Source organism: uncultured Roseicyclus sp., assembly GCF_937892565.1.
GTDB lineage: Bacteria > Pseudomonadota > Alphaproteobacteria > Rhodobacterales > Rhodobacteraceae > Roseicyclus.
This window is the reverse complement of the sequence record NZ_CALAHQ010000094.1, coordinates 89,487-113,523: the sequence shown is the minus strand read 5'-3', so window position 1 is coordinate 113,523 and position 24,037 is coordinate 89,487. Positions and strand designations below refer to the sequence as shown.

General features: G+C 64.0%; 20 protein-coding genes. 6 read left to right on the top strand and 14 right to left on the bottom strand.

The genetic code is table 11. The features are described from left to right. Positions 1 to 59: 59 nt before the first annotated feature. Positions 60 to 1,298, top strand: coding sequence for an MFS transporter (locus tag Q0094_RS13415; RefSeq protein WP_297620545.1), 1,239 nt, complete (start codon positions 60 to 62; stop codon positions 1,296 to 1,298). A gap of 20 nt (positions 1,299 to 1,318) precedes the next feature. Here Q0094_RS13415 and Q0094_RS13410 read toward each other — a convergent pair whose 3' ends face one another. The 4 genes from Q0094_RS13410 to cysS all read right to left on the bottom strand — a co-directional run bounded on the left by Q0094_RS13410 (position 1,319) and on the right by cysS (position 5,919). After that, positions 1,319 to 2,089: a squalene/phytoene synthase family protein gene (locus Q0094_RS13410; protein ID WP_297620540.1), complete on the bottom strand. Its 771-nt coding sequence runs from the start codon at positions 2,087 to 2,089 to the stop codon at positions 1,319 to 1,321. Beyond that, on the bottom strand, positions 2,086 to 2,862 hold the full coding sequence (locus tag Q0094_RS13405; protein ID WP_297620537.1) for a trans-aconitate 2-methyltransferase: 777 nt from the start codon (positions 2,860 to 2,862) through the stop codon (positions 2,086 to 2,088). Before Q0094_RS13405 ends, Q0094_RS13410 begins: the two co-directional genes overlap by 4 nt. Then, positions 2,859 to 4,478: a citramalate synthase gene (cimA, locus tag Q0094_RS13400; protein ID WP_297620534.1), complete on the bottom strand. Its 1,620-nt coding sequence runs from the start codon at positions 4,476 to 4,478 to the stop codon at positions 2,859 to 2,861. The genes Q0094_RS13405 and cimA overlap by 4 nt, the downstream gene beginning before the upstream one ends. Before the next feature lie 79 nt (positions 4,479 to 4,557). After that, on the bottom strand, positions 4,558 to 5,919 hold the full coding sequence (cysS, locus tag Q0094_RS13395; RefSeq protein ID WP_297620531.1) for a cysteine--tRNA ligase: 1,362 nt from the start codon (positions 5,917 to 5,919) through the stop codon (positions 4,558 to 4,560). On the opposite strand from cysS, the gene Q0094_RS14500 reads away from it, so the two are divergent. Next, positions 5,800 to 6,450, top strand: a complete 651-nt coding sequence (locus Q0094_RS14500; protein WP_366940296.1) for an MmcQ/YjbR family DNA-binding protein — start codon at positions 5,800 to 5,802, stop codon at positions 6,448 to 6,450. The genes cysS and Q0094_RS14500 overlap by 120 nt on opposite strands. Positions 6,451 to 6,540: 90 nt before the next feature. Next, positions 6,541 to 7,716, top strand: a complete 1,176-nt coding sequence (locus Q0094_RS13385; protein WP_297620528.1) for an aminotransferase class I/II-fold pyridoxal phosphate-dependent enzyme — start codon at positions 6,541 to 6,543, stop codon at positions 7,714 to 7,716. Here Q0094_RS13385 and eda read toward each other — a convergent pair. The 7 genes from eda to Q0094_RS13350 all read right to left on the bottom strand — a co-directional run bounded on the left by eda (position 7,713) and on the right by Q0094_RS13350 (position 16,843). Then, complete coding sequence (gene eda, locus Q0094_RS13380; protein WP_297620525.1) at positions 7,713 to 8,354, bottom strand: bifunctional 4-hydroxy-2-oxoglutarate aldolase/2-dehydro-3-deoxy-phosphogluconate aldolase; 642 nt, start codon at positions 8,352 to 8,354, stop codon at positions 7,713 to 7,715. The genes Q0094_RS13385 and eda overlap by 4 nt on opposite strands. A 56-nt stretch (positions 8,355 to 8,410) precedes the next feature. Further along, complete coding sequence (edd, locus tag Q0094_RS13375; RefSeq protein WP_297620522.1) at positions 8,411 to 10,216, bottom strand: phosphogluconate dehydratase; 1,806 nt, start codon at positions 10,214 to 10,216, stop codon at positions 8,411 to 8,413. 87 nt (positions 10,217 to 10,303) lie between these two features. Beyond that, positions 10,304 to 11,437 carry a sn-glycerol-3-phosphate ABC transporter ATP-binding protein UgpC gene (gene ugpC / locus Q0094_RS13370; protein WP_297620519.1) on the bottom strand — a complete coding sequence of 378 codons (1,134 nt, stop codon included), beginning with the start codon at positions 11,435 to 11,437 and terminating at the stop codon, positions 10,304 to 10,306. A 23-nt stretch (positions 11,438 to 11,460) separates the two neighbouring features. Beyond that, the gene (locus tag Q0094_RS13365; protein ID WP_297620516.1) at positions 11,461 to 13,134 is read right to left on the bottom strand and encodes an alpha-glucosidase; all 1,674 of its coding nucleotides are present in this window, start codon (positions 13,132 to 13,134) and stop codon (positions 11,461 to 11,463) included. Between the two features lie 14 nt (positions 13,135 to 13,148). Then, a complete protein-coding gene (locus tag Q0094_RS13360; protein WP_297620513.1) occupies positions 13,149 to 14,324 on the bottom strand; it encodes a carbohydrate ABC transporter permease in 1,176 nt (391 codons plus the stop codon). Positions 14,325 to 14,354: 30 nt separating this feature from the next. Next, positions 14,355 to 15,356 (bottom strand): carbohydrate ABC transporter permease, encoded by a 1,002-nt coding sequence (locus Q0094_RS13355; RefSeq protein WP_297620510.1) that lies wholly within the window; start codon positions 15,354 to 15,356, stop codon positions 14,355 to 14,357. Positions 15,357 to 15,484: 128 nt separating this feature from the next. Next, a complete protein-coding gene (locus Q0094_RS13350; protein WP_297620507.1) occupies positions 15,485 to 16,843 on the bottom strand; it encodes an ABC transporter substrate-binding protein in 1,359 nt (452 codons plus the stop codon). A gap of 262 nt (positions 16,844 to 17,105) precedes the next feature. Between Q0094_RS13350 and Q0094_RS13345 the strand changes: the two genes are divergently transcribed. The 3 genes from Q0094_RS13345 to Q0094_RS13335 are packed head-to-tail and all read left to right on the top strand — an operon-like array spanning position 17,106 to position 20,441. Next, positions 17,106 to 18,128, top strand: coding sequence for a substrate-binding domain-containing protein (locus Q0094_RS13345; protein WP_297620504.1), 1,023 nt, complete (start codon positions 17,106 to 17,108; stop codon positions 18,126 to 18,128). Positions 18,129 to 18,152: 24 nt separating this feature from the next. Then, a complete protein-coding gene (locus Q0094_RS13340; protein WP_297620502.1) occupies positions 18,153 to 19,466 on the top strand; it encodes a GH1 family beta-glucosidase in 1,314 nt (437 codons plus the stop codon). Positions 19,467 to 19,481: 15 nt separating this feature from the next. Next, on the top strand, positions 19,482 to 20,441 hold the full coding sequence (locus Q0094_RS13335) for a glucokinase (RefSeq protein ID WP_297620499.1): 960 nt from the start codon (positions 19,482 to 19,484) through the stop codon (positions 20,439 to 20,441). Here the strand turns inward: Q0094_RS13335 and Q0094_RS13330 are convergent. The 3 genes from Q0094_RS13330 to Q0094_RS13320 all read right to left on the bottom strand — a co-directional run bounded on the left by Q0094_RS13330 (position 20,438) and on the right by Q0094_RS13320 (position 23,978). Beyond that, the gene (locus Q0094_RS13330; RefSeq protein WP_297620496.1) at positions 20,438 to 21,931 is read right to left on the bottom strand and encodes a carboxypeptidase M32; all 1,494 of its coding nucleotides are present in this window, start codon (positions 21,929 to 21,931) and stop codon (positions 20,438 to 20,440) included. The two genes, Q0094_RS13335 and Q0094_RS13330, sit on opposite strands and share 4 nt — an antisense overlap. Then, positions 21,928 to 23,070, bottom strand: coding sequence for a heme A synthase (gene ctaA, locus Q0094_RS13325; protein WP_297620492.1), 1,143 nt, complete (start codon positions 23,068 to 23,070; stop codon positions 21,928 to 21,930). Before ctaA ends, Q0094_RS13330 begins: the two co-directional genes overlap by 4 nt. A gap of 146 nt (positions 23,071 to 23,216) precedes the next feature. Beyond that, positions 23,217 to 23,978, bottom strand: a complete 762-nt coding sequence (locus Q0094_RS13320) for an RNA methyltransferase (RefSeq protein ID WP_297620487.1) — start codon at positions 23,976 to 23,978, stop codon at positions 23,217 to 23,219. Between the last annotated feature and the right edge of the window lie 59 nt (positions 23,979 to 24,037).

Below are 24,037 nucleotides of genomic sequence, written 5' to 3'. Positions count from 1 at the left end.
CAAGCCGCGCAACACGGCGGCCTCTGGACGGGCGCTGTCAAAGCCGTTACCCCAACCCCATGACAGACACGACCCCCGATATCGTGGCCCCAGCCCCGGACGACCGCCGCGCCAGACGCAATGTCGCGGTGCTGGTCGCAGCCCAGGCAATCCTTGGCGCGCAGATGCCGCTGATCTTCACCGTGGGCGGCTTGGCGGGGCTGATGATCGCCCCCTCGCCCGCGCTGGCGACCATTCCGATCTCGCTCATCGTCTTTGGCTCGATGACCACGGCGCCCTGGCTCTCGGCGCTGATGCAGCGCTTTGGGCGGCGCCTGGGCTTTGTCGTGGGTGCGATGGGCGGTGCGGCGGGGGCGGCGGCCTCGGCTTGGGGGCTCTGGATCGACAGCTTCGCGGTGTTCCTGATCGGCTCCTACCTGACCGGCATCTACATGTCGGCGCAAGGCTTCTACCGTTTCGCCGCAACCGATACCGCATCCCAGACGTTTCGGCCCAAGGCGATTTCCTATGTCATGGCGGGCGGGCTCTTGTCCGCCCTGCTTGGCCCGCAACTGGTCAAGTTCAGCGTCGATGCCACCGTGATCCCCTTTGTGGGCTCCTATCTCTTTGTGGTGCTGATCAATCTGGTAGGGGCTTGGCTTTTTGTCTTTCTCGACGTGCCAAGGCCCGTGCCCCCCAAGCCCGGCACGACCCAAGGCCGCAGCCGCCGCGCATTGCTGCGTGATCCGCGCATCGCGGTGGCGGTGATCTGTGGCATGGTTTCCTATGCGCTGATGAACCTGATGATGACCTCCACGCCGCTGGCGGTGGTGGGATGCGGCTTTTCCACCGGCAATGCCGCCGATATCGTTTCGGCGCATGTGATCGCGATGTATGCGCCCTCGTTTGTCACCGGTCATCTGATCGCGCGCTTTGGTGCGATGCGGATCGTGGCACTGGGGCTTGCGCTGCTGGCGGCGGCAGGCGCTGTGGCACTGAGCGGGGTGGAATTGACACAGTTCTTCGTGTCGCTCGTGCTTTTGGGCATCGGTTGGAATTTCGGCTTCATCGGTGCCACCGCCATGCTGACCCAAGCCCATTCCCCCGAGGAACGCGGCCGGGTGCAGGGGATGAACGATTTTCTGGTCTTCGGGTGCGTCACCTTCGCCTCGCTGTCGTCTGGCCTGATGATGAGCTTTGGCGACGATGTTCAGACCGGCTGGACAGCGGTGAACCTTGCCATGTTGCCGTTCTTGATGCTGGCGGGGGCGGCCCTGATCTGGCTGGCCCTGCGTCCCAAGGATGCCATCCCCGCCTGACGGCGGGGGCGGCTTGCGGGTTACCAGCGCCCCGTCAACGCGATCCCTGCCAGACGCAGACTGTCGCGCAGGCCCGCATCCGGCAGCGATCGCGCGCCCACGCGCCCCGGATCGGCCAACACCATGCGCAAGACGGGCTCGGCGCGAAACCCGGCAAAAAGCGCCGGACGGGCGGCGCGCGGCACCATGTTGCGTGCGCCCCGCGCGCGCGCAAGTCGCGCAAGCCCCTCGCGCGCCAGATCGCGGAGCGCGGCGGGCCTGCCATCGACCAACGGCACCCGGCCCGCTGCCTCCAGCGCGGGAACAGCCCTCAGATAATTGGCCAAACCAAAGGCCCAACCCGCATCGCGCAAGACCGGCTCGGCCTCTGGGGGCGCGCCAAGCGCACGCGCCGCCACACAGACAAGCGTGGCGGCGGTGTCGTCCAGATAGGCCGCAAAGGCATCCTGATCGGCAAAAGCGTCGCGATAGATATCCCAACGCCGGGCCACGATCATCGCATCCAGCGCGCCGATCAGTTTTTGCGGCACCGCTTGTGCCAATGGTTGGGCAACCTCATGGGCGCGCGGCGGTTTGCCCGCGGCCAGTTCGCCCACGACATCGCGCCAGAATTGCAGCCGCATTTCCGCAATGATCGGTTCGGCCGTCACCCAAGGGGCGCGGCTGATCTCGACGTTGAGGGCGTAGAGCGGCAACAGCACACGGCGCGCCGCAATGGGCGCGGCCATGCTTGCCCGAAAGCGATCCGGATCGCCGCGCGCGACCAACTCGGCACAAGATTGCAAGCTCATGACGCCAAGGCCCCCGGCCCCGGCCCAAGCCCAAGCACCGATCCCGGCACCCGCGCCGGTCGTACCACAGACAAGAGATAACCCGTTTCCACGCGATGTGCCCGCCAAGCCGCGATTTCTCCCTCGGCCTGATCCAGCACCGCCGCCAGGGCCGCATCAGCGACCGGGCGCAGGCCGGCGATGCGGGCTTCCATCGGGCGATAATAACCCTCCCAGCCGATGTCGCCGATTACACGCGTGGCCAGCGTCGTGAACCCCGCGGCTTGCACTTGCACCGCAATGCCCGATGCATCGGTCAAGCGCGCATACCCTTCCCAAAAGGCGATTGCGCCCTCCGAGGGGGCATCGGTGAACAGGCAGGGCTCGGAAAAGGCGATAGCCCCACCCGGTGCCAATTTCGGCGCCCATGCCAAAAGCGCCGCCTCGATCCCGAGAAAATAAATCGCCCCCGCACACCAGATGAAATCAAACGGCCCCTCGGGTTCGGTCATGTCGCCGAACCGCAGCGTCACCTGCGGATGGTTGCCCCAACGCGTGCGGGCGGCCGCCACAAACGGGGGATGCAGATCGATGGCGGTGACATGCCCCGCAGGCGCGGCCCGCAAAAGCGCAGCCAGATCGCCCCCCGGCCCGGACGCGGCATCAAGGATGCGCGCGTCCCGCCGCAGCCCCGCAACCTCAGCCGCCCAGGCGACATCGGCGGCTTCACCCGGCCCCTCGCGCGGCAGATCGGCGTGCAAGGCAAAGAACGCATCATCCACCGGAAAGCTCATGACGCGGGCGCACCATCGCGCACCAGTTTCCACAAAACGGACTCAAGCAGGGCCTCAAAGCTTGCGTCGACGATATTGGCCGAAACCCCCACCGTCGACCACCGCCGCCCGGTCGCATCTTCGCTGTCAATGATCACGCGGGTCACGGCCTCGGTCCCGCCCTGGGTGATGCGCACCTTGAAATCGACCAGCCGGATATCGGCGATGTAGCGCTGATAGGGGCCCAGATCCTTGGCCAGCGCCTTGGCCAGCGCATTGACCGGGCCACGATCGGTGCCTGCCTCATCCATGGATTCGGACACCGACAGCATCTTGGCTTCGCCGATCCTGAGCACCACCACCGCCTCCGACAGGCTGACCATCTGATCATACTTGTTCTTGCGGCGCTCTACCGTGACGCGGTAGCGCTTGACCTCGAAAAAGCGCGGCATCACCCCAAGCGCGCGGCGTGCCAGCAATTCAAAGCTGGCCTGAGCAGTGTCATAGGCATAGCCCTGATCCTCGCGGGCCTTGATCTCGTCCAAGATGACGGGCAGCGCGGGGTGATCGCGCGGCACATCCAGCCCCATCTCGGCCAGACGCTGGCGCAGGTTCGACTGCCCCGCCTGATTGGACATCGGGATGATGCGCGCATTGCCGACCAGCGCGGGGTCGACATGTTCATAGGTGGTGGGATCCTTGACGATGGCCGAGGCATGCAGCCCCGCCTTGTGCGCGAAGGCCGAGGCCCCCACATAGGCCGCCTGTCGCATCGGCACACGGTTCAAGATATCGTCCAGCATGCGCGAGATGCGCGTCAGACCCGCCAGCGCCTCGGGCGTGATCGATGTGCTGAAGCGGCTGGCATAGGGTTGCTTGAGCAGGAGCGTCGGGATCAGGGCCGTCAGGTTGGCGTTGCCACACCGCTCGCCCAGACCGTTGAGCGTGCCCTGAACCTGGCGCGCCCCGGCCATGACAGCGGCCAGCGCGCCCGCCACGGCGCAATCCAGATCGTTATGGGTATGGATGCCAAGACGATCGCCCGGAATGCCCGCCGCGATCACCTTGGCGGTGATGCGCCCGATCTCATCGGGCAGCGTGCCGCCATTGGTGTCGCACAACACGACCCAGCGCGCCCCCGCCTGATAGGCCGCATGCAGACAAGACAGCGCATAATCGGGGTTTGCCTTGTAGCCGTCAAAGAAATGCTCGGCATCAAAGAGCGCCTCACGCCCTTGGGCCACGCAATGGGCGATCGAGGTGCCAATGGTGTCGAGGTTGTCGGACAGGGTGATCCCAAGCGCCTGGGTGACGTGGAAATCATGCGCCTTGCCCACCAGACAGACAGCCGGGGTGCCCGCATTCAAGACCGCCGCCAGCACATCATCATTCGCCGCAGATCGCCCCGCGCGCCTGGTCATGCCAAACGCGGTCATGACGGCCCGCGTGCGGGGGGCCGTTTCGAAAAAGGCGCTGTCGGTCGGGTTGGCACCCGGCCATCCGCCTTCGATATGGTCGACCCCCAAGGCATCGAGCGCGGTGGCGATGCGGATCTTGTCCTTGGTCGAGAATTGCACGCCCTGGGTCTGTTGCCCATCGCGCAGCGTGGTGTCGTAGATGTAGAGGCGCTCAGGCATGTTGGATCCCCTGAATTTTCGTACGAAAATTCATGTCTTGCGGATTTTCGTACGAAAATCCGGGCCGGGCGACGGACATCTAGAGGCCCTCCAGCTTGGCAGGATCGAACCCCGGACCGGGGACAAGCTCCACCCCCTCCTTGCTCATCCGCACCGCGACCCCCGCCGCGGTCAGGGCGGATTTGAGTGCATCGACGGCCTTGAAATCTTTGGTGGCCATCGCAGCCTGGCGCGCAGCGGCGAGGTCTTCGGCCAATCGTGACAGATCGTGCTTCTCGGGCCAGTATGTCATCCCTCCGAGGTTGAGCCCAAGAAACTCAAGGCCTGCGGCGAGCCCTGGAGCGTCATCTTCCTTGAACAGATCATGCAGAATGGTGATGGCTGCGGGTGTGTTCAGGTCGGCGGCCAGCGCCTCGATGATGCGAGGATCGACCGGCCCCGGAACCACCCTTGCCGTCTTGCTCTGGAAGCGGGCCAATACACGTTCCGCCTCCTCCGCTTTCCTTGCCGTCCAATCCATCGGCTTGGAGTAGTGCGTTGACAGGAATACAAACCGGATCACCTCGCCCGGGATGCCGTGATCCAACAGGTCGCGCACGGTGAAGAAATTGCCCAAGGATTTGGACATCTTCTTGCCCTCGACCTGCAACATCTCGTTGTGCATCCAGATGCGGGCGAAGCTGCCTTCGGGATGGGCGCAGCAGCTTTGGGCGATCTCGTTCTCATGATGGGGAAACAACAGGTCGTTGCCGCCACCGTGGATGTCGAAGCTATCGCCCAACAGCTCATGCGCCATGGCCGAGCATTCGATGTGCCAGCCAGGCCGGCCGCGACCCCACGGGCTGTCCCATCCCGGCAGGTCATCTGTCGATGGCTTCCACAAGACGAAATCCATCGGATCTTCCTTGAAGGGTGCCACCTCGACCCGGGCGCCTGCGATCATGTCATCGACCGAGCGGCCCGACAGCTTGCCGTAATCGGCGTAGGACCGCACGCGGAACAGGACATGGCCATTCTTCTCATAGGCATGGCCCTTGGCAATCAGCTCCGCGATCATCGCGATCATCTCGCCGATATAGGCCGTCGCGCGCGGCATGACGGTCGGCTCCAGCACCCCAAGCGCAGCCATATCATCGAGATACCAGCCGATTGTTTCCTCGGTGATCGCGGCGATCGGACGGCCGGTCTGGGCCGCGCGCGCGTTGATATTGTCATCCACATCGGTGAAGTTGCGCACATAGGTGACGGCATCGGGCCCATAGACATGCCGTAACAGACGATAGAGCACGTCAAACACCACTGCAGGCCGGGCATTGCCAAGATGCGCGCGGTCATAGACGGTCGGGCCGCAGACATACATTCCAACCCGGCCCGGGATGACCGTAGGTTCCAGGGACTCCACCCGACGGGTGCGGGAATTTCTTATCCTGATCTCGACCATGGCATGCCTTTCGACGCGCAGATGCGCAGCGCAACTGGCCTAACAGGTTGCGCCCCGGTTGAAAACCACGACCCGCCCCGCGCGCCCCTGCGTCAGCATGTCCGCCCCTTGCTTGGCCAAAACCGACAGGATGATTTTGACTCGGGCTTCGGTATATACTTGTATACGAAAACAATGCGCCATGAATTCGTAGACAGGTTCTGCCGTACCCTCCCCGAGGCGATCAGGGATCAGCCCTTCGGCCCGGATATGGTTGTCTGGAAAATCCATGGTCACATGTTTGCCGCCTACACGGAAACCGGGGCGGGGCTTTCGGTGCGGACGGCCGGCATGTCTCATGCGCTGGCGATGATCCGCCGCAGCCGGCCGGTATCCGCCCCCTATCTGACGGGGGGGGCATGGGTGGTGCTGCCATGGGAAACAACGCCCGAGGAATTGCGCGTCAGACTTCGCGAAAGCTATGATCTGGTGTTGCGGGACTGGCCGACGACCTCGACCGCCTCCCGGCACCAAAGCGCTGATCAGGATTAGGATTTCAGGTCGGGTGCGGGTTGGGGACTTGCCCAATGCGACGGGGCATGACCATCTGATCGCGGTCATCATCCACCGGAGCCTTGCGCCATGCCCACACCTTCGCGCCGTATTGCCACGCTGACCGGCGATGGCGATGATGGTTGGGCCATCTTTTACCGCGCGCGCGCAATGAGGGCCCAAGGGATGCGCGTGCTGGAGCTGACCATCGGCGAGCACGACATCGGAACCGACCCTGCGATCCTGGATGCGATGGATCGCGCCGCGCGCGCGGGCCATACGGGCTATGCTGCCGTGCCGGGCATCGCGGCCCTTCGCGCCGCTGTGGCACAGCGCCTGAGCGCGCAGCATGGCACGGCCTATGGGCCGCAAAACATATTGATCACCCCCGGCGCGCAATCGGCGCTTTTTGCCGCCCATCATGCCGCCTGTGACGAAGGCTGTCGCGCGCTGATGATCGATCCCTATTATGTGACCTATCCAGGCACGATCCGCGCGGTGGGTGCCCGCCCTGTCATCGTGCCAGCACAGAGCGCAGACGGGTTTCAGCCCGATCTGGCCGCGCTGGCAACAGCCGCCCCCGGCGCGCGTTCGCTGTTGATCAACAGCCCCAACAACCCCACCGGCGCGGTCTATTCCGAGGCCAGCCTTGCCGGTATCGCCGCCATCGCGCAGGCCCATGATCTTTGGGTCATCTCGGACGAGGTCTATGATACCCAGATCTGGGCGGGCAGACATCGATCCATCGCCGCCCTGCCCGGCATGGCCGAGCGAACGCTGACGGTTGGGTCGCTGTCAAAAAGCCATGCCATGACCGGATCGCGGCTGGGCTGGCTGTGCGGTCCCGAGGCGGTGATCGACCATCTGATCACGCTTGCCACCCACACCACCTATGGGGTGCCGGGCTATATCCAGGAGGCAGGGCTGTTCGCGCTCGGCCAAGGCACGGCGGCCGAGGCAGCGGTGGCCGCGCCGTTTCGACGGCGGCGCGACATGCTTTTGGCACAGATCAAGGACCACCCGCTGATCCGTGCGATCCCGCCCCAAGGCGCCATGTATGTGATGCTCGACATCCGCGCCACGGGGCTCAGCGGCGATGATTTTGCCGCGCGCCTGCTTGATGCCGAACAGGTGGCGGTGATGCCGGGCGAAAGCTTTGGCCGCGCGGCGGCGGGCCATCTGCGTGTGGCCCTCACCCTGCCCGACACAGCGTTTGCCGAAGCCATCAGCCGGATGATCCGCTTTGCCGATGGGTTGAAAGCCTAGCGCCTCAAGGCAGCGGCGGCGCGCGCAAGGGCGGTGATGCCCGCCCAATCGCCCGCGGTGATCTTGGCCTTGGGTGCGACCCAGGACCCCCCCGCGCAAATCACATTGGGCAACGCCAGATAGCTTGCGGCGTTTTCCGTCGTGATGCCACCCGTGGGGCAAAAGCCAACCTGAGGGATCGGCGCGCCGATGGATTTCAACGCAGCCACGCCGCCTGCGGCCTCGGCGGGAAAGAATTTCAGCATGTCATAGCCCTGTTCCCAGAGCGCCATGACTTCGGATGCGGTGGCCGCCCCCGGCAACAGCGGCAGGCCAATCTCGGCCGCGGCCGCGACAAGCCGCGGCGTGGCACCCGGTGAGACGCCGAATGTCGCCCCCGCATCCTTGGCCGCGCGGATATCGGCAGGCGTCAGCAAGGTGCCGGCGCCCACGATGCCGCCCTCGACATCGGCCATCGCCCGGATCGCATCAAGTGCCGCCGCCGTGCGCAGCGTCACCTCAAGCGCGGGCAGACCGCCCGCGACCAGCGCCTTGGCCAAGGCCGGTGCACAGGCCACATCATCCAGCACCAGGACAGGGATGATCGGCGCGCGCGCACAGATGGCACGGGTTGCGAGGGATTGTTCCTGTGGGGTCATGGCGCGGCTTTCCGGGACGGGGATTGCGTATTTGAAAAAAGGTGAAACACAAGCGGTTAGACCACAACGCCCGCGCCCATCGTGGCGGGGCCAGCATTCTGGCGGAAGATCTCGAACAATTCGCGGCCCACGCCGTGGCTGTTGGCCGACAGATCGGGCTGGGCAGGCGCGCGGTCGTCCACACCCTGGGTCAGAACCTCAAGCCGCCCGAGATGGGCATCGACGCGGATCATGTCGCCATCCAAAAGCTTGCCGATCAGCCCGCCATCCAGCGCTTCGGGGGCAAGATGGATGGCCGACGGCACCTTGCCGCTTGCCCCTGACATGCGGCCATCGGTGACCAGCGCCACCTTGTGACCGCGATCTTGCAGCACGGACAAAAGCGGGGTCAGCGCGTGCAATTCGGGCATGCCATTGGCGCGCGGGCCCTGAAAGCGGACCACAACCACCACATCGCGGTTCAGATCGCCGCGTTGAAAGGCGGACTTGACCGCCGACTGGCTGTCAAAAATGGCGGCGGGCGCCTCGATCACATGGCGGGCGGGATCGACGGCCGAGACTTTCATCACCGCGCGGCCCAGATTGCCCACCAGTTCCACCAATCCGCCCTGTGGCTGGAAAGGGTCACGCGCAGGGCGCAAGATCTTGTCATTCAGGCTGGCGTCCGGCCCGGCCACCCATGTCAGGCGATCCGCGTCCAGCTTGGGTTCTTGCGCATACTGCGCCAAGCCGTGACCCACGACGGTCCTCGTGTCGGGATGCAACAGCCCCGCATCAAGCAATTGACCAATCAGATAGGCCAGCCCCCCCGCCGCGTGGAAATGGTTCACATCGGCCAGACCATTGGGATAGACCCGCGCCATCAGGGGCGTTGCGGCCGACAGATCGGCGAAATCGCTGGGCTCGATGATCACGCCAGCCGCGCGCGCCATGGCCACCAGATGGATCACCAGATTGGTCGACCCGCCCGTGGCCATCAGCCCGACAATGCCGTTCACAAAGGTCTTTTCATCCAAGATATCGCACACGGGCGTATAGGCATTGCCAAGCGCGGTGATCGCGGCGGCCCGCGCGGTCGCGGCATCTGTCAAGGCCGCGCGCAGCGGCGTGCCGGGGTTGACAAAACTGGCACCGGGCAAATGCAACCCCATGAATTCCATCAACATCTGGTTGGAATTGGCGGTGCCGTAAAAGGTGCAGGTGCCCGGCCCGTGATAGCTGTCCATCTCGGCCTTCATCAGCACGTCGCGCCCCACGGCACCGGTGGCGAATTGCTGGCGGACCTTGGATTTCTCATCATTGGGCAGGCCCGACACCATCGGCCCCGCCGGCACGAACAGACCCGGCAAATAGCCAAATGTTGCCGCCGCCATCACCAACCCCGGCACGATCTTGTCGCACACACCCAAATACAGCACCGCATCAAAGGTGTTGTGCGACAGCGACACGCCTGTGGCCAAGGCGATCACGTCGCGTGAAAACAGCGACAATTCCATCCCCACCTGACCTTGGGTGACGCCATCGCACATGGCAGGAACGCCGCCTGCGACCTGAGCGGTGGCGCCCACCCGGCGCGCGGCGGCCTTGATCTGGTCGGGGTAGCTTTGAAACGGCTGATGGGCCGACAGCATGTCGTTATAGGCCGTCACGATCCCGATATTGGGTGCGCGCGCGGCCACCAGCGCATCCTTGTCGGCGCCCATTGCGGCATAGGCATGGGCCTGATTGCCACAAGACAGATGCGCGCGGCGCGGTCCGTCCTCGGCCAGGCGGCGCATCCGGTCTAGATAGGGGCCGCGTGTGGCAGCCGAGCGTGCCACGATCCTGTCTGTAACTGCGGCGATGCGACCATCCAGCGTCATGTCGACCCTCCCCTGACCATGAGTCGGATCTGCCCTAGCATGTTAGCGCTAACAAGACCAGAGCGGCCCGCATCAGTGCGACCTGCATCAATGTGGCTGGACACCGGGCATGAACACCGGCTGGTCGCGGTGATGGAGCGAAACGCCGTTGCGAAACACATGCACCTTGTCGGGTGCCGCGCCAAGCCGCACGGTGGTGCCGCGCAGACCGGAATGGATGCCTTGCAGCTTGCCAACCACGCCATTGGGCGCGCTGGCGGATTTCGGGAAATAGAGCAGCGTCACCTCGCCAAGCGCCTCGACGATCTCGACCCGGCCCTGAAAGGCAAAGCTGGCCGCATCGGTTTCGATCATGTCCTCCGGACGGATGCCCACCTGAACCTCTGCACCCAGATCATCAGGGCGCGAGGGATAGCCGGAGATGATTTCCCCCGCCCCCTGAGCCAGTTGCAGCGTGGTCACTTCGCCCGTGGCCGTGATGCGCCCGGACATCAGGTTCATCGCCGGGCTGCCGATGAACTGAGCGACAAAGGTGGAATTGGGCCGCTCATACAGCTCAAGCGGCGTGCCGACCTGTGCGATGCCGCCGCCCGCCAGCACCACGATGCGGCTGGCCAGCGTCATCGCCTCGACCTGATCATGGGTGACATAGATCATCGTGCTGTCGGGCATCTGTTCCTTGAGCTGCGCGATCTCGATCCGGGTGGCCACCCGCAGCGCGGCATCCAGATTGGACAGGGGTTCGTCGAACAGATAGACCTTGGGATCGCGCACGATGGATCGCCCGATGGCAACCCGCTGGCGTTGCCCCCCCGACAGTGCCTTGGGCAGGCGGTCGAGCAAGCTGGTCAATTGAAGCTTGTCGGCGGCGGCGCGTACCTTTTGGTCGATCGCAGCGCGGCTGAGCCCCGCGATCTTGAGCGAAAACGCCATGTTGTCGTACACCGTCATATGCGGGTAGAGCGCATAGGATTGAAACACCATGGCAATGCCACGCTGGCTGGGGGGCATGTCGTTGACCATTTGGCCGTCGATCTCAAGCGTGCCGCCCGAAATCTTCTCGAGCCCCGCGATCATCCGCAAAAGCGTGGATTTCCCGCAGCCCGAGGGGCCGACGAAAACGATCAGTTCACCCGTCTTGATTTCAAGATCGATGTTGCCCAGCACCTTGACGCTGCCACCATAGGTTTTTTCGACTTGGGTCAGTTTCAGATCGGCCATGCAAATCCCCCCTTCTGTGTGCGTTACGCCGAAGGCGCGGCATGATCGATGGCAAACCAGGCCTGATGGGCGGCCAAGGTGATCTGTCCTGTCGCCATTTCATCGGGCGGGCCGAACGGCGCCGCTTCATCATGCTGCCAGCGCCCCGCCGGCAAGCGCAGGTCACAGGGCATATCGGTCAGGTTGAAGGCGCAAAACACCCGCGTCTCGCCCTGATGCCGGACAAAAGACAAAACACCGCCCTCGCCCGAGAGCGCCGACAGATCACCCTTGATCAGGGCCGGGCGGGCCTGACGATAGGCGATCATCTTGCGGTAGAATGCCAGCAGGCTTTGGGGATCGTCGCTTTGGCTTGCAACCGAGAGCGCCCGATGGGCCGGCGCCATGGGCAGCCAAGGCGCGGCATCGGAAAACCCGCCAAAATGGTTGTCGCTGACCCATGGCATGGGTGTGCGGCAGCCATCGCGCCCCTTGAACTTGGGCCAGAAGCGGATGCCATAAGGGTCTTGCAGATCTTCGAACCCAACATCGGCCTCGGGCAAGCCAAGCTCTTCGCCCTGATAAAGACAGATCGATCCGCGCAACGACAAGAGCAGCGCCGCAAAAAGCCGCAAGCCGCGGTCATCAAGCGCCCAGCGGCTGGCATGGCGCACCACGTCATGGTTGGAAAACGCCCAGCACGCCCAGCCATCGCGCGACTGACGGTCATGGGCGGCCAGCACCGCCGCCATCGACGCGGCGCTGGGGGTGACGCCCGACAGGAAATCAAAGGAATAGCACATATGCACCTTGTCCCCGCCCGAGGTGTATTGCGCCTGTATCTCCATCCCGCGCTGGGCGTCGCCCACCTCGCCCACCGCGGCGGTGGCGGTGTAGTCATCCATCACCGCGCGCAGACGGCGCAAGAACGCCAGATTTTCGGGCTGGTTCTTGTCATGGAGATGGTCTTGCCAGTTGTAGGGGTTGACCGCGGGCGCGATGGTGGCATTGCGCGCTTCGGGCGGCAGCGCGGGATTGTCGCGCAACAGCCTGTCGTGGAAATAGAAATTGATCGTATCAAGACGAAACCCGTCGACGCCGCGATCAAGCCAAAAGCGCGCCACAGCCAAAAGCGCATCTTGCACATCACCATTGTGCAGGTTCAGGTCGGGTTGTTCTTTCAGGAAATTGTGCAGGTAATACTGCATCCGGTCGCCCGACCATTCCCAGGCCGGGCCGCCAAAGATCGACAGCCAGTTGTTGGGCGGGCTGCCATCGGGCTTGGCATCGGCCCAGACATACCAATCGGCCTTGGCGCTGTTGCGGCCTGTCTGGCTGTCTTGAAACCACGGGTGCTGGCTGGAGGTATGGCTCAGCACCAGATCGATCAGCACCTTGATCCCAAGATCATGGGCGCGTGCAATCAGCGCGTCGAAATCAGCCAGACGCCCGAACATCGGATCGACGTCACAGTAATCACTGACGTCATAGCCGAAATCCAGCATCGGCGAGCGGAAAAAGGGCGAAATCCAGATCGCATCGACGCCCAGGCTGGCGACATGATCGAGCCGCGCGATGATGCCGCCCAGATCGCCGATCCCGTCGCCATTGCTGTCTTGAAAGCTGCGCGGATAGATCTGATAGATCACGGCGCCGCGCCACCAATCGCGGTCCGGGCCGATGATTGTGTCGCGCTTGATATCCTGGATCACGGTCATCTGGGATGGCTTTCCTATTTCACCGATCCGGCCAACAGGCCCCGGACCAGGTAGCGTTGCATGGTAAAGAAAACGATCAGCGGCACAGCGATCGACACAAAGGCCGAGGTGGCAAGGATTTCCCAATCGCCCCCGCGCGTGCCCATCAATTCGACGATCTGGCGCGTCATGACGGTGGTCTGGCCCGAACTGTCGATCAAGAACACCATGGCGACCAAAAGGTCGTTCCATGTCCACAGGAACTGAAAGATGGCAAAGCTTGCCAGTGCCGGAAAGCTCAAGGGCAAGACGATCCTGGTGAAGATCTGGAAATCGGTCGCGCCGTCGATCTTGGCGCATTCGATGATCTCTCGCGGCAGGCCGATCATGTAATTGCGCAACAGATAGATCGCCAGCGGCAGGCCAAAGCCCGTATGGGCAAGCCAGACGCCCAGATACCCCTTTCCGATCCCGATCTGGTTGTGCAGCGTCAACAGCGGGATCAGCGCCAGTTGCAACGGCACGACCAGCAAGGCCACGACCGCCGCCACCAACAGCGCGCGGCCCGGAAATTCCATCCATGCCAGCGCATAGGCGGCAAAGGCTGCGATCAGGATCGGAATGATCGTGGCCGGAATGGTGACGGTCAGCGTGTTGAAAAACGCCTTGCCCATGCCCTCGCGGTTGCGCGGGTCAAACAGCACGCCCTGATAATTGGCCAGCGTGAACTCGGGCGGGCTGGCGGCGGTCACAAAGATACGCTGGCCACGCCCGCTGATCTGATCATCGGTTCCGGCCCAGACGTAATCGCCATTCGCCGCAACGCGGAGCGTCTCACCCTCGCCCAGATCGGCGGTCTGGCCCGGCACGAAAGCCGCAATCTCGCGCGAAGACACGCCCCAGGCGCTGATCTCCGCGCGCACATCATCGGCGGTCTCGGCCCGGCCGGCCACAACATACAGATTGCCCTCGACCATGAAGAGGCCATCGCGTTCGATCCTGACGGCGCCCGGATCAGCGGTGCGGAACACCTCGTTTTGCACCGCCGGAAACAGCGACACCCACCAGCCCGATGTGCGGATCTGGTCGGTGGTGCGAAAGGACGACACCAACAACCCCAGCGTGGGAAAGACCCACAGCAACACAAGGGCCGCAACCGACAGATGCACCGCCCATGTCAGGGCCGATTTCTTGCCCGCGATGCTACTCATGATGGCGGTCTTTCCCGGCGGGGCGGATCATCAGCGCATCTCCTTGCGGGCGGTCCACACGTTCCACACAAGGATCGGCATCACCAGCAGCATGATCACCATGGCCGCCGCCGATCCCATGCCCCAGTCATTGGCGCGGAACATCTTGTCATACATGAAATTGGCCAGCACCTGCGTTTCCCACTGACCGTTGGTCATGGCAAAGACGATGTCGAACACCTTGAGCACGACGATGGTGATGGTGGTCCAGACCACGATGATGGTGCCGGTGATCTGGGGCACCTTGATCTTGAAAAAGATCTGGAACGGGTTGGCGCCATCGACAATGGCCGCTTCGATGGTTTCCTCGGGGATGCCGCGCAGCGCGGCCGACAAGATCACCATGGCAAAGCCCGTCTGGATCCAGATCAAGACCGCCATCAAGAACAGGTTGTTCCAATGCGGCACCGTCAGCCATGTGACCGGCGCCGCCCCCCCCAGTTGCAGATAGATCGCATTGAGCACCCCGATCTGGGCCACATCCTCGGGGCGGGCGTCATAGACCAGCTTGAAGATCACGGCCGCGCCCACAAAGGAAATCGCCATCGGCATGAAAATCAGGGATTTGGCGATGTTGCCCCAGCCGATCCGGTCGGTGAGCTGGGCGGCCAACAGCCCAAAAGCGGTCGATGCGGCGGGCACGACCAGCAGCCACAGCATATTGTTGCCAAGCGCCTCCCAGAATTTGGGATCGTTGAGCATGCGGGCATAATTGTCGGCGCCCACAAAGACATCGCCGGTGTTGCGGTCCATCAGCGACAGCCGCAGCGTTTCCACCACCGGATAGGCAAGATACAGACCCAGCGCCAAGATCGCAGGCAGCAAGAACAGCCACGGCCGGACGGCATTGGCGCGTGTGATGTTGCGCCCGATCCTGGGCCCGCGCGCCGGAAACAGCACCCGGTCAAGAAGCTGGTTGGACAGGTAGAAATACCCGATGCAGCCCCCCACACCGATGAAAATGGTGATCACGCCCTGCCAAACCGGGTTCATGATGCCTCTCCCAGAAAAGCCAGATGGCTGACATCAGGGGGCCGGGACCCGCCCCCATTGTCACCCGACACAAGGGATCCGGCCCGCATGGGGCCGGATCCTTTTTCATCCATGGGCTTGGGCCCGGCTTACTTCAGCGCGTCCCAGCTGGCCTGGATCGTGTCTGCCACGGCCTTGGCATCGGCACCGCCGACGAAATCGACCATACCCGTCCAGAAGCTGCCCGCACCCACGCCACCCGGCATCAGATCGGAGCCATCGAAGCGGAAGGTGGTGGCGTTGAGCAAGATCTCACCCTGACCAGCCTCGACCGCGCTTGGGTAGGCGGCAAGGTTCACGCCGGAATGGGGCGTCAAGAACCCACCCTGTGCCATCATGATCTCATGGGCAAAGGGTGACTGAAGAAAGGCCATGAAGGCCGCCGCCGCATCAGACGGATCGGTCACCGCCATCAACGTGCCGCCACCCAGGACCGGGTTGCCCAGATCCTGACCCGAGAAGGACGGGAAGTAGAAGTAATCGGCATCTTGCCCGACAACCGTGCCTTCGGGGAAAAACGCGGGGATGAAGCTTGCCTGACGGTGCATGTAGCAGCCCGGAGGCGAGGCAAACAGACCCGCGGGGCTGTCCCGGAAATCGGTCGTGGCCACAGCACCCGCGCCGCCCGCAACATAGGCGTCATTGCGCGCAAAAGACCCGAACAGTTCGATCGCGTTCACGACGCGAGGGTCGTTGAAGGCCATTTCATTGGTGGTCCAGGCGTCATAGACATCGGGGGTCTGCGTGCGCAGCATGATGTCTTCGACCCAGTCGGTGGCCGGCCAGCCGGTCGCCGCACCCGATCCCAGACCGATACACCACGGCGTGCCGCCATCGGCGACGATCTGGTCGCTCAGCGCGATCAGCTCTTCCATCGTGGTGGGGATCTCATAGCCTGCGTCTTCGAAATTCTCGGGCACGAACCAGACCAGCGATTTCAGGTTCACGTTGAAGAAAAAGCCGTAGAATTCATCCTGGCCCGCGGCATTGGCATAGGTGCCAAGATCAACCCAGGACGATCCGGCGGCATAGTTTTCGGTGACCCAGGCGGCCATGTCGGGCCCCAGCGCGCTCAGCTGACCCTTGCCTGCCAGAACCGCCGCCAGACCGGGCTGCGGGAACACCGCGATATTGGGGGCGGAGCCCGCCTCCACATCGATGACGATCTGTTGCTCAAAGCTGTCAGAGCCGGTGTAGCTTGCCTGCACGCCGGTCGCGGCTTCGAAATAGTTGAGCAAGATATCGAAGCGTTCGGCCTCGGGCGACAGCCAGGGGCCCGATACGGTCAGCGTCTGACCGCTCAGATCGGGGGCCGCGGCCGAAAACTCGGCATAGCTGGCCCAGTTGAAGGCACCTTCACCCTCGGCAAAGGGCATGTGGCCGTCGGCCAGCGCGCCGCCAGCCCCAAGCGCCACGACAGCGGCGCTGATCATCAAGGAATGTTTCATCTCGTCCTCCCAAGGAACGGCCAGCGGATTGGCCAACGCAAGTTTTACCCAAAGGCAACCGAAGATTTTCAAAGCGCTTTGGGTTGCTGTCATAGTTTCGATAATGGCGGTGCCTGTCAATCGGTCTTTCAGGAAAACCCATGAAATAAAGCCTGAATTTACATCCAAAACCTTGGGTGCGGGCATTTGAGCCTTTGACAACTGCCTGTTGGCACGGCTAGCCTTGGGCAGAAATCCAAACCGATTTGAACGTGTTTTACCAATGAATCTCAAGGAACTGGCCGAGTCGCTGAACCTGAGCCCCACAACGGTCAGCCGCGCGCTGAACGGCTACCCGGAGGTGCGCGAGGAAACCCGCAGCCGGGTCATGGCCGCAGCCAAGGCGGTGAATTACGCGCCAAACGCGCGCGCGCGCCGGCTGGCGACGGGCCGGGCGATGACCATCGGTCACGTCATTCCGCTGACGGGCCGGGCCGAGATGGTCAACCCGATCTTTGCCGATTTCCTGATCGGCGCGGGCGAGGTCTATGCCCGCGAGGGTTATGACCTGCTTTTGTCCATGGTGCCCGAGACCGAAACCGAGGCTGCGTTTCGACAATTGGCGGCCAATGGGTCGGTCGACGGCGTGATGGTGCAAGCCCCACAGGAAAACGACCCCCGCATCGGGCTGTTGACCGAATTGGGTCTGCCCTTTCTGGTGCATGGGCGCACGGGGGATGCCATGGACTACAGCTGGCTCGACATCGCCAACATGCGCGCATTTCGCCGGGCCACCGATTTTCTGCTCGATCTGGGACATCGGCGGATAGCCCTGCTGAACGGTCAGGAAAGCTTTGATTTCGCCCACCGCCGCCGGCGTGGTTTCGAGGCGGCGATGGCGGCGCGTCATGTGCCCACCCTGCCCCATCTGATGGTCAGCGAGGCGATGACCGAAAGCTTTGGCTATCTGTCTGCATCCAGCATGCTCGACGGGCCCGAGCCGCCCACGGCATTTCTGGCCTCGTCCGTCATCATCGCCATCGGTATCCGCCGCGCGGCGGCCGAACGCGGCTTGCGGATGGGGCGCGACATCTCGATCATCTGCCACGATGATGAATTGAGCTATCTCAACAATGATATCGGCGGTCCGGCCTTCACGGCCACGCGGTCCTCGATCCGTGCGGCGGGGGGGCGTTGCGCGGAAATCCTCATCGACCTGATCCGCCATCCGGGCCGCCCAGCGGTGCAGGAATTGTGGGATGTGGGTCTGATGGTCGGGCAATCGACGGGCCCCTGCAACGGCTAGAACCACAAGAAAGGAGCACCGTCGATGCAGCTTTCGCGCGGCGATTTCCCCAAGGACTTCCTGTTCGGGGTCGCCACCTCTGCCTATCAGATCGAAGGGCACCAGTTCGGGGGGGCGGGGCCGACCCATTGGGACAGCTTCGCCGCCACACCCGGCAATGTGGTGCGTGCCGAACATGGCGCGCGTGCCTGTGACCACTATCATCGCTGGGCCGAAGATCTTGATCTGGTCGCGGGGCTTGGGGCGGATGTCTATCGGTTCTCGACCTCATGGGCACGGATCTTGCCCGAAGGCCGGGGCCAGCCCAACGCGGCAGGCCTCGATTTCTACGACCGGCTGGTCGATGGCATGCTGGCGCGTGGCATCAAGCCCGCTGCCACGCTCTATCATTGGGAATTGCCGCAAGCCCTGGCCGACAGGGGCGGCTGGCGCAATGCCTGCATGCCTGACTGGTTTGCCGATTACACCCATCTGATCATGTCGCGCATCGGCGACCGGCTCTGGTCGGCCGCCCCCATCAACGAGCCGTGGTGCGTGTCGTGGCTGTCGCATTTCGATGGCGTCCACGCGCCGGGCATGCGCGACATCCGCGCCACCGCGCGCGCCATGCATCATGTGTTGCTCAGCCATGGCCGCGCCATTGCGGTGATGCGCGATCTGGGGATGCAGAACCTTGGGGCGGTGTGCAATGTCGAATGGGCCGAACCCGCCAGCACCACCCCCGAGGATCAAGCAGCCGCCCGGCGCTATGATGCAATCTACAACCGCTTCTTTCTGGACGGGCTGTTTCACGGCACCTACCCGCCCGAGGTCCTGGCGGGGCTGGAACCCCATCTGCCCAAAGGCTGGCAAGATGATTTCACCACCATCAGGGCGCCGCTCGATTGGTTGGGGCTGAATTATTATACAAGAAAGCTGATCCGCCATGCCGACACCGCTTGGCCCAGCTACGCCGAAGCGCCCACCCGCCTGCCCCTGACGCAGATGGGATGGGAGATCTACCCCGATGGCCTGCGCGATTTCCTGATCCGCACGGCGCGCACCCATACCGGCGATCTGCCGCTGTTTGTCACTGAAAACGGCATGGCCAATTGCGATACCCTTGCTCAGCCCGACACGGCGCGCATCGCCTATCTGGCGGACCATCTGACCGCGGTGCGCCAAGCCATTGCGGCCGGCGCGCCGGTGGCGGGCTATTTTGCATGGTCGCTGATGGACAATTACGAATGGTCGCTGGGCTATGAGAAACGCTTTGGCCTTGTGCATGTGGATTTCGACCGCTTGGCAAGGACCCCGAAAGCGTCCTATCACGCGCTCGCGCGCTGGTGGCGTGGCTGAGGCGGGGCGATCAGGATGCAGCATCTTCAGGGCGACAGCGGCTTGAACCTTGTGGCCGACATCGGAGGCACCAACACGCGGGTGGCGCTGGCGCACGGCCCGGTCGTGGATCGCCAGACGGTCAAGCGCTACGACAACGGCGCCCATGCCGATCTGGCGGCGGTTCTGGCGCGTTACCTGTCGGAAACCGGCATCAGCGGCGCCCGGATCAGCGGCGTCTGCGTGGCCGCGGCCGGTCCCGTGCAAGATGGCGTGGCCGAACTGACCAATCTGGATTGGCGCATCGACCAGACCGCGTTGCGCGCGGCCTTGGCCACGGACAGGGTCGCGGTGCTGAACGATCTGCAGGCTCAGGGCCATGCCATCGGCCATATCGATGCCGCCGATCTTGATGCCATCATCGCCCAACCCGGCGCGCCCGCCCATGCCACAAAGCTGGTGGTCGGTCTGGGCACGGGTTTCAACGCCTGTCCCGTCTTTGACACCGACGCCGGCCGCTTTGTGCCCCCCTCCGAGGCGGGGCATGTCAGCCTGCCCATGCTGGGGGGGGAATTGGCGGCACTGACCGACGCGATGCTGCGCGATTACGGCTTTGCCTCGGTCGAAGAGGTTCTGTCAGGGCGCGGCATCAGCTACCTGCACCGCGCGCTGCATGGCGAAAGCTGCACGCCCGCCGAGATCATGGCGCGACTGGCGGCAGATGAACCCAAGGCGCGCGCCACCGGGGCGGGCTTTGTGCGCGTCATGGGCATCGTGGTGGGGGATCTGGCGCTTGCACACCTGCCCTTTGGCGGGATCTATCTGGTCGGCGGCGTGACCCGCGCCATCACCCCGTATCTGGACCGCTTCGATTTTGCCGCCCATCTGCGCGCCAAGGGCCGGTTTGCGGGCTTCATGGAGCGCTTTGGCGTCTTTGCAGTGCGCGATGATTACGCCGCGCTGAGTGGCTGCGCCTCGTATCTGGCCAAGCTTTAGGCGGCGTAAAGGGCGCTGTATTTCGTTTCCAGATAGGTCAAAAGAGGCGCCTCGCCGACCGGGGCGCCGGTGGCGTGTTCGACCGTGTCGCGCGGGTCGCGCAAGGCCCCGTGGATCTGAAGATTGTCGCGCAGCCAGCCAAGGGCTGGCGCCAGATCGCCTTGGGCCAGCCGGTCGTCCAACCCCGGCACCGCCGCGCGCAGCGCCATATGCAGACAGCCGGCATAGACATTGCCAAGGCTGTAGGTCGGGAAATAGCCAAACAGCCCCACCGGCCAATGCACATCTTGCAACACGCCGTCCGACGGGCGATCGACCGCGACGCCGAAATCGGCGGCAAAGCGGTCGTTCCACGCCGCCTCAAGATCGCAGACCGCCAGATCGCCCCCGATCAGGGCGCGTTCCAGATCAAAGCGCAGCATGATGTGAAGGTTGTAATGCACCTCATCGGCTTCGGTGCGGATAAAGCCGCTGGCCACCCGATTGACGGCGCGGGTAAAGGCCTCGGGGCTGCTGACCGACAGCGGGCCGAAATGATCGCGCATCCGCCCATAAAGCCAATGGCAAAAGGCGGGTGACCGGCCAAGCTGGTTTTCATAGATCCGGCTTTGGCTTTCATGCACCCCCATCGACACACCCTGGCCCAAAACGCTCAGGCCATAGTCTTGGGTGATGTTTTGCTCATAGCCCGCATGGCCCACCTCATGGATGGTGGAATAGATGCAGCCCAAAGGCTCGGTCTCGTCGATGCGGGTGGTGATGCGCACGTCATTGTGCGACCCCGAGGAAAACGGATGCACCGCCTCGTCGATGCGCCCGCGCGTCAGATCATAGCCAAAGGCCCCGGCCACCTCATGGGCAAGGGCAAGCTGGGCTGCGCGCGGAAAATGCCCGTGCAGCACCGGGGCGTCAGGCCCATCGCGCAAGCCCGCGCGCAAGGCCACAAGCCGGGGGCGCATCCGGTCAAAGACGGCCGCAATCTCGGCCCCGGTGATGCCCGGCTCATAGCCCTGGAGCGCGGCATCATAGGCATCGCCGCCAGATGCCAGCGCCTGTGCTTCTTCGCGGCGCAAGGCGATAACCTCTGCAAGGACGGGCAAAAAGCCTGACAGATCCTCGGCCTTGCGGGCGGCCGCCCATCTGCCTTGCGACAGCGACGTCACCCGCGCGATGCGCGCCGCCAAGGCCACAGGCACGCGACAGGCCCGCGCATAGGCCCGTGCGATCAGGCGCAGCTGTGCCGCCTCGGCCATGGTCTGGGTATGGGTCTGGGTCTGGCTTTCATGCGCGGCCCGGTCCAGCCATTCGCCCAGACGCGGGTCGGTGCGCCTTGCATGCAAGACCCCCTCGAGCGCTGCCATCTCATCGCCGCGCTGATCGGCCGCCCCGCGCGGCATCATGGTTTCCTGATCCCAGCCCAGACGGCCCATGATCTGCGCGAGCGCTTCGGTCTCGCGCTGAAAGGCCAGAAGATCCGACACCGCGCTCATGCACGCGCCCCTTTCACGCTTTGGGCCAGCGGATACATGCTCAGGAACCGCGCCCGCAGCACCAATGTCAGCACCGCCACCGCCCCCAGCTGATGCCAGATCGCGATATACCAGGGCGAGGAATGCATCACCGTGACGATGCCCAACACCATCTGCGCAAAGATCGCCACGAGAACCCAGTCAAACGCGCGTCTGGTGGCCACCCGCGCCGTGCGGCGTGCGGCAAACCAGACGCCAATGGCCAGGCCCAGGATCACATACCCCACCAAGCGGTGGATGAACTGCACCGTGCCGTCATTTTCGAACAGGTTGCGCCACACCGGTTCCAGCGCCCACATGCCCGGTGGGGTCAGCCCCCCCGCCATCAGCGGCCAATCGGTATAATTGCGCCCTGCATCGATGCCTGCGACCAAGGCGCCGATCAGGATCTGCACAAAACTCAGGTGCAACAGCCCCGTCGACATCCCCTTGAGCCGGGCGTCGGCATCGCGGCGGGCGACCATCAGTTGCGCCTCTTCGCGGCTCAGTTTCATCACGAACCATGCGATCAGCCCAAGGATCAGGAATGCCAGCCCAAGATGCGTCGCCAAACGGTAGGAGGCGACCGAGATCATCCCCTCCTGCAAGCCGGAATGCACCATCCACCAGCCAATCGCGCCCTGAAGCCCCCCCAAGCCCCCCAGCACAAGCAACCGCCCCGTCCAGCCGGTGGGAATGTTGCGGCTCAGCAAAAGCCCGAAAAAGCCCAAGGCCCAGACCAGACCGATCACCCGCCCCAATTGGCGGTGGCCCCATTCCCACCAATAGATCACCTTGAATTCCTCAAGGCTCATGCCCCGGTTCATCAGTTGATATTGCGGGATCTGGCGATAGGCATCGAATTCCGCCTGCCAATCCTGGGCATTCAACGGCGGCACGGCACCCGAAAGCGGCGCCCATTCGGTGATCGACAGGCCCGAATCCGTCAACCGCGTCAAGCCGCCGACCGCCACCATCAGCACGACCAAGGCAAACAGCGTGATCAGCCAAGCCCGCACCAGCGCCCGCGCGCGGCCCGTGTCACGCGACACGCCGCCGGGGGTCGCTGCAGGTCTCTTGGCGCCCTGCACCTCTTGGAAAATGCTGCGGGTCTCGGCCATGGTCGGGTCTCCTTGCGTCGTGGCATCAGACCTATCGCGCACCCGCCGCCCCGACAAGCGACCGCGTCAGTCTGTCCTTGGCGCCCGCCCGGCCCTTTGTCTGTTCCACGCCATGCTGGCACCGGGCCGGTCATGGCAGATCCCCCTCAGGATTTGCCGCGTTTTCGTTCGGCCCAGCCGACGATCTGGCGGAACATCCCGTGCAGCGTGCCCACATCGGCCCGCGTCAGCGGCAGGCGGCTCCAGATCTGTCTGAGGTTGCGCTTCATGCGCGCGGCCTTGTCGGCAGGAAAGAAGAAACCCGCCTCCTCCAGCACGCCTTCAAGATGGTCGCCAAGGGCCGCGATCTCGGCGGCGCTGGCGAAATCCGTGCGGGCCATATCCAGCACCTCGGGCGGCGTCGGCACACCGGCGCGCCGGAACTCATAGGCACACAGCAGCACGCATTGCGCCAGATTGAGCGACGGAAAATCCGGGTTGACCGGAACCGAGATCACCGCATTGGCCCGCGCGATGTCCTCATTGTCCAGCCCCGAACGTTCGGGCCCGAAGACAACCGCCACCCGCCCCCCCGTGGCCAGCATGGCGCGCACCTGCACCATCGCCTGTTCGGGCGTCATGATCGGCACCGTGATCCCGAGCGACCGGGCGGTGGTGGCAAAGACATAGGTGCAATCGGCGATGGCGCCGGGCAGATCATCATGGAGCCCCGCATGATCCAAAAGCCTGCCCGCACCCGAGGCCAGCGCCACGGCCCGCTCATTGGGCCAGCCATCGCGCGGGCTGACAATCCGCATCCGCTCCAGCCCGAAATTCCACATGCCACGGGCGGCCGCACCGATGTTTTCGCCCATCTGCGGGCGCACAAGGACAAAGACGGGCTGGGCGGGGACGGGCGATTGGGTCATGGCCAAGCCGTTAGCGCGGCGCAGGGGCGGCTTCAAGCGCCCCATTGCCCCGCAGCCCC

Coding starts and splice junctions, on each gene's coding strand:
- Q0094_RS13360 (WP_297620513.1), bottom strand. CDS start 14,324: ATGAGTAGCATCGCGGGCAAGAAATCGGCCCTGACATGGGCGGTGCAT.
- ugpC (WP_297620519.1), bottom strand. CDS start 11,437: ATGGCCGATCTGAAACTGACCCAAGTCGAAAAAACCTATGGTGGCAGC.
- Q0094_RS13385 (WP_297620528.1), top strand. CDS start 6,541: ATGCCCACACCTTCGCGCCGTATTGCCACGCTGACCGGCGATGGCGAT.
- Q0094_RS13415 (WP_297620545.1), top strand. CDS start 60: ATGACAGACACGACCCCCGATATCGTGGCCCCAGCCCCGGACGACCGC.
- Q0094_RS13335 (WP_297620499.1), top strand. CDS start 19,482: ATGCAGCATCTTCAGGGCGACAGCGGCTTGAACCTTGTGGCCGACATC.
- edd (WP_297620522.1), bottom strand. CDS start 10,216: ATGACGCTGGATGGTCGCATCGCCGCAGTTACAGACAGGATCGTGGCA.
- eda (WP_297620525.1), bottom strand. CDS start 8,354: ATGACCCCACAGGAACAATCCCTCGCAACCCGTGCCATCTGTGCGCGC.
- Q0094_RS13365 (WP_297620516.1), bottom strand. CDS start 13,134: ATGACCGTGATCCAGGATATCAAGCGCGACACAATCATCGGCCCGGAC.
- cimA (WP_297620534.1), bottom strand. CDS start 4,478: ATGCCTGAGCGCCTCTACATCTACGACACCACGCTGCGCGATGGGCAA.
- Q0094_RS13355 (WP_297620510.1), bottom strand. CDS start 15,356: ATGAACCCGGTTTGGCAGGGCGTGATCACCATTTTCATCGGTGTGGGG.
- Q0094_RS13330 (WP_297620496.1), bottom strand. CDS start 21,931: ATGAGCGCGGTGTCGGATCTTCTGGCCTTTCAGCGCGAGACCGAAGCG.
- Q0094_RS13405 (WP_297620537.1), bottom strand. CDS start 2,862: ATGAGCTTTCCGGTGGATGATGCGTTCTTTGCCTTGCACGCCGATCTG.
- Q0094_RS13350 (WP_297620507.1), bottom strand. CDS start 16,843: ATGAAACATTCCTTGATGATCAGCGCCGCTGTCGTGGCGCTTGGGGCT.
- cysS (WP_297620531.1), bottom strand. CDS start 5,919: ATGGTCGAGATCAGGATAAGAAATTCCCGCACCCGTCGGGTGGAGTCC.
- ctaA (WP_297620492.1), bottom strand. CDS start 23,070: ATGGCCGAGACCCGCAGCATTTTCCAAGAGGTGCAGGGCGCCAAGAGA.
- Q0094_RS13410 (WP_297620540.1), bottom strand. CDS start 2,089: ATGAGCTTGCAATCTTGTGCCGAGTTGGTCGCGCGCGGCGATCCGGAT.
- Q0094_RS13320 (WP_297620487.1), bottom strand. CDS start 23,978: ATGACCCAATCGCCCGTCCCCGCCCAGCCCGTCTTTGTCCTTGTGCGC.
- Q0094_RS13345 (WP_297620504.1), top strand. CDS start 17,106: ATGAATCTCAAGGAACTGGCCGAGTCGCTGAACCTGAGCCCCACAACG.
- Q0094_RS13340 (WP_297620502.1), top strand. CDS start 18,153: ATGCAGCTTTCGCGCGGCGATTTCCCCAAGGACTTCCTGTTCGGGGTC.
- Q0094_RS14500 (WP_366940296.1), top strand. CDS start 5,800: ATGCGCGCGGTCATAGACGGTCGGGCCGCAGACATACATTCCAACCCG.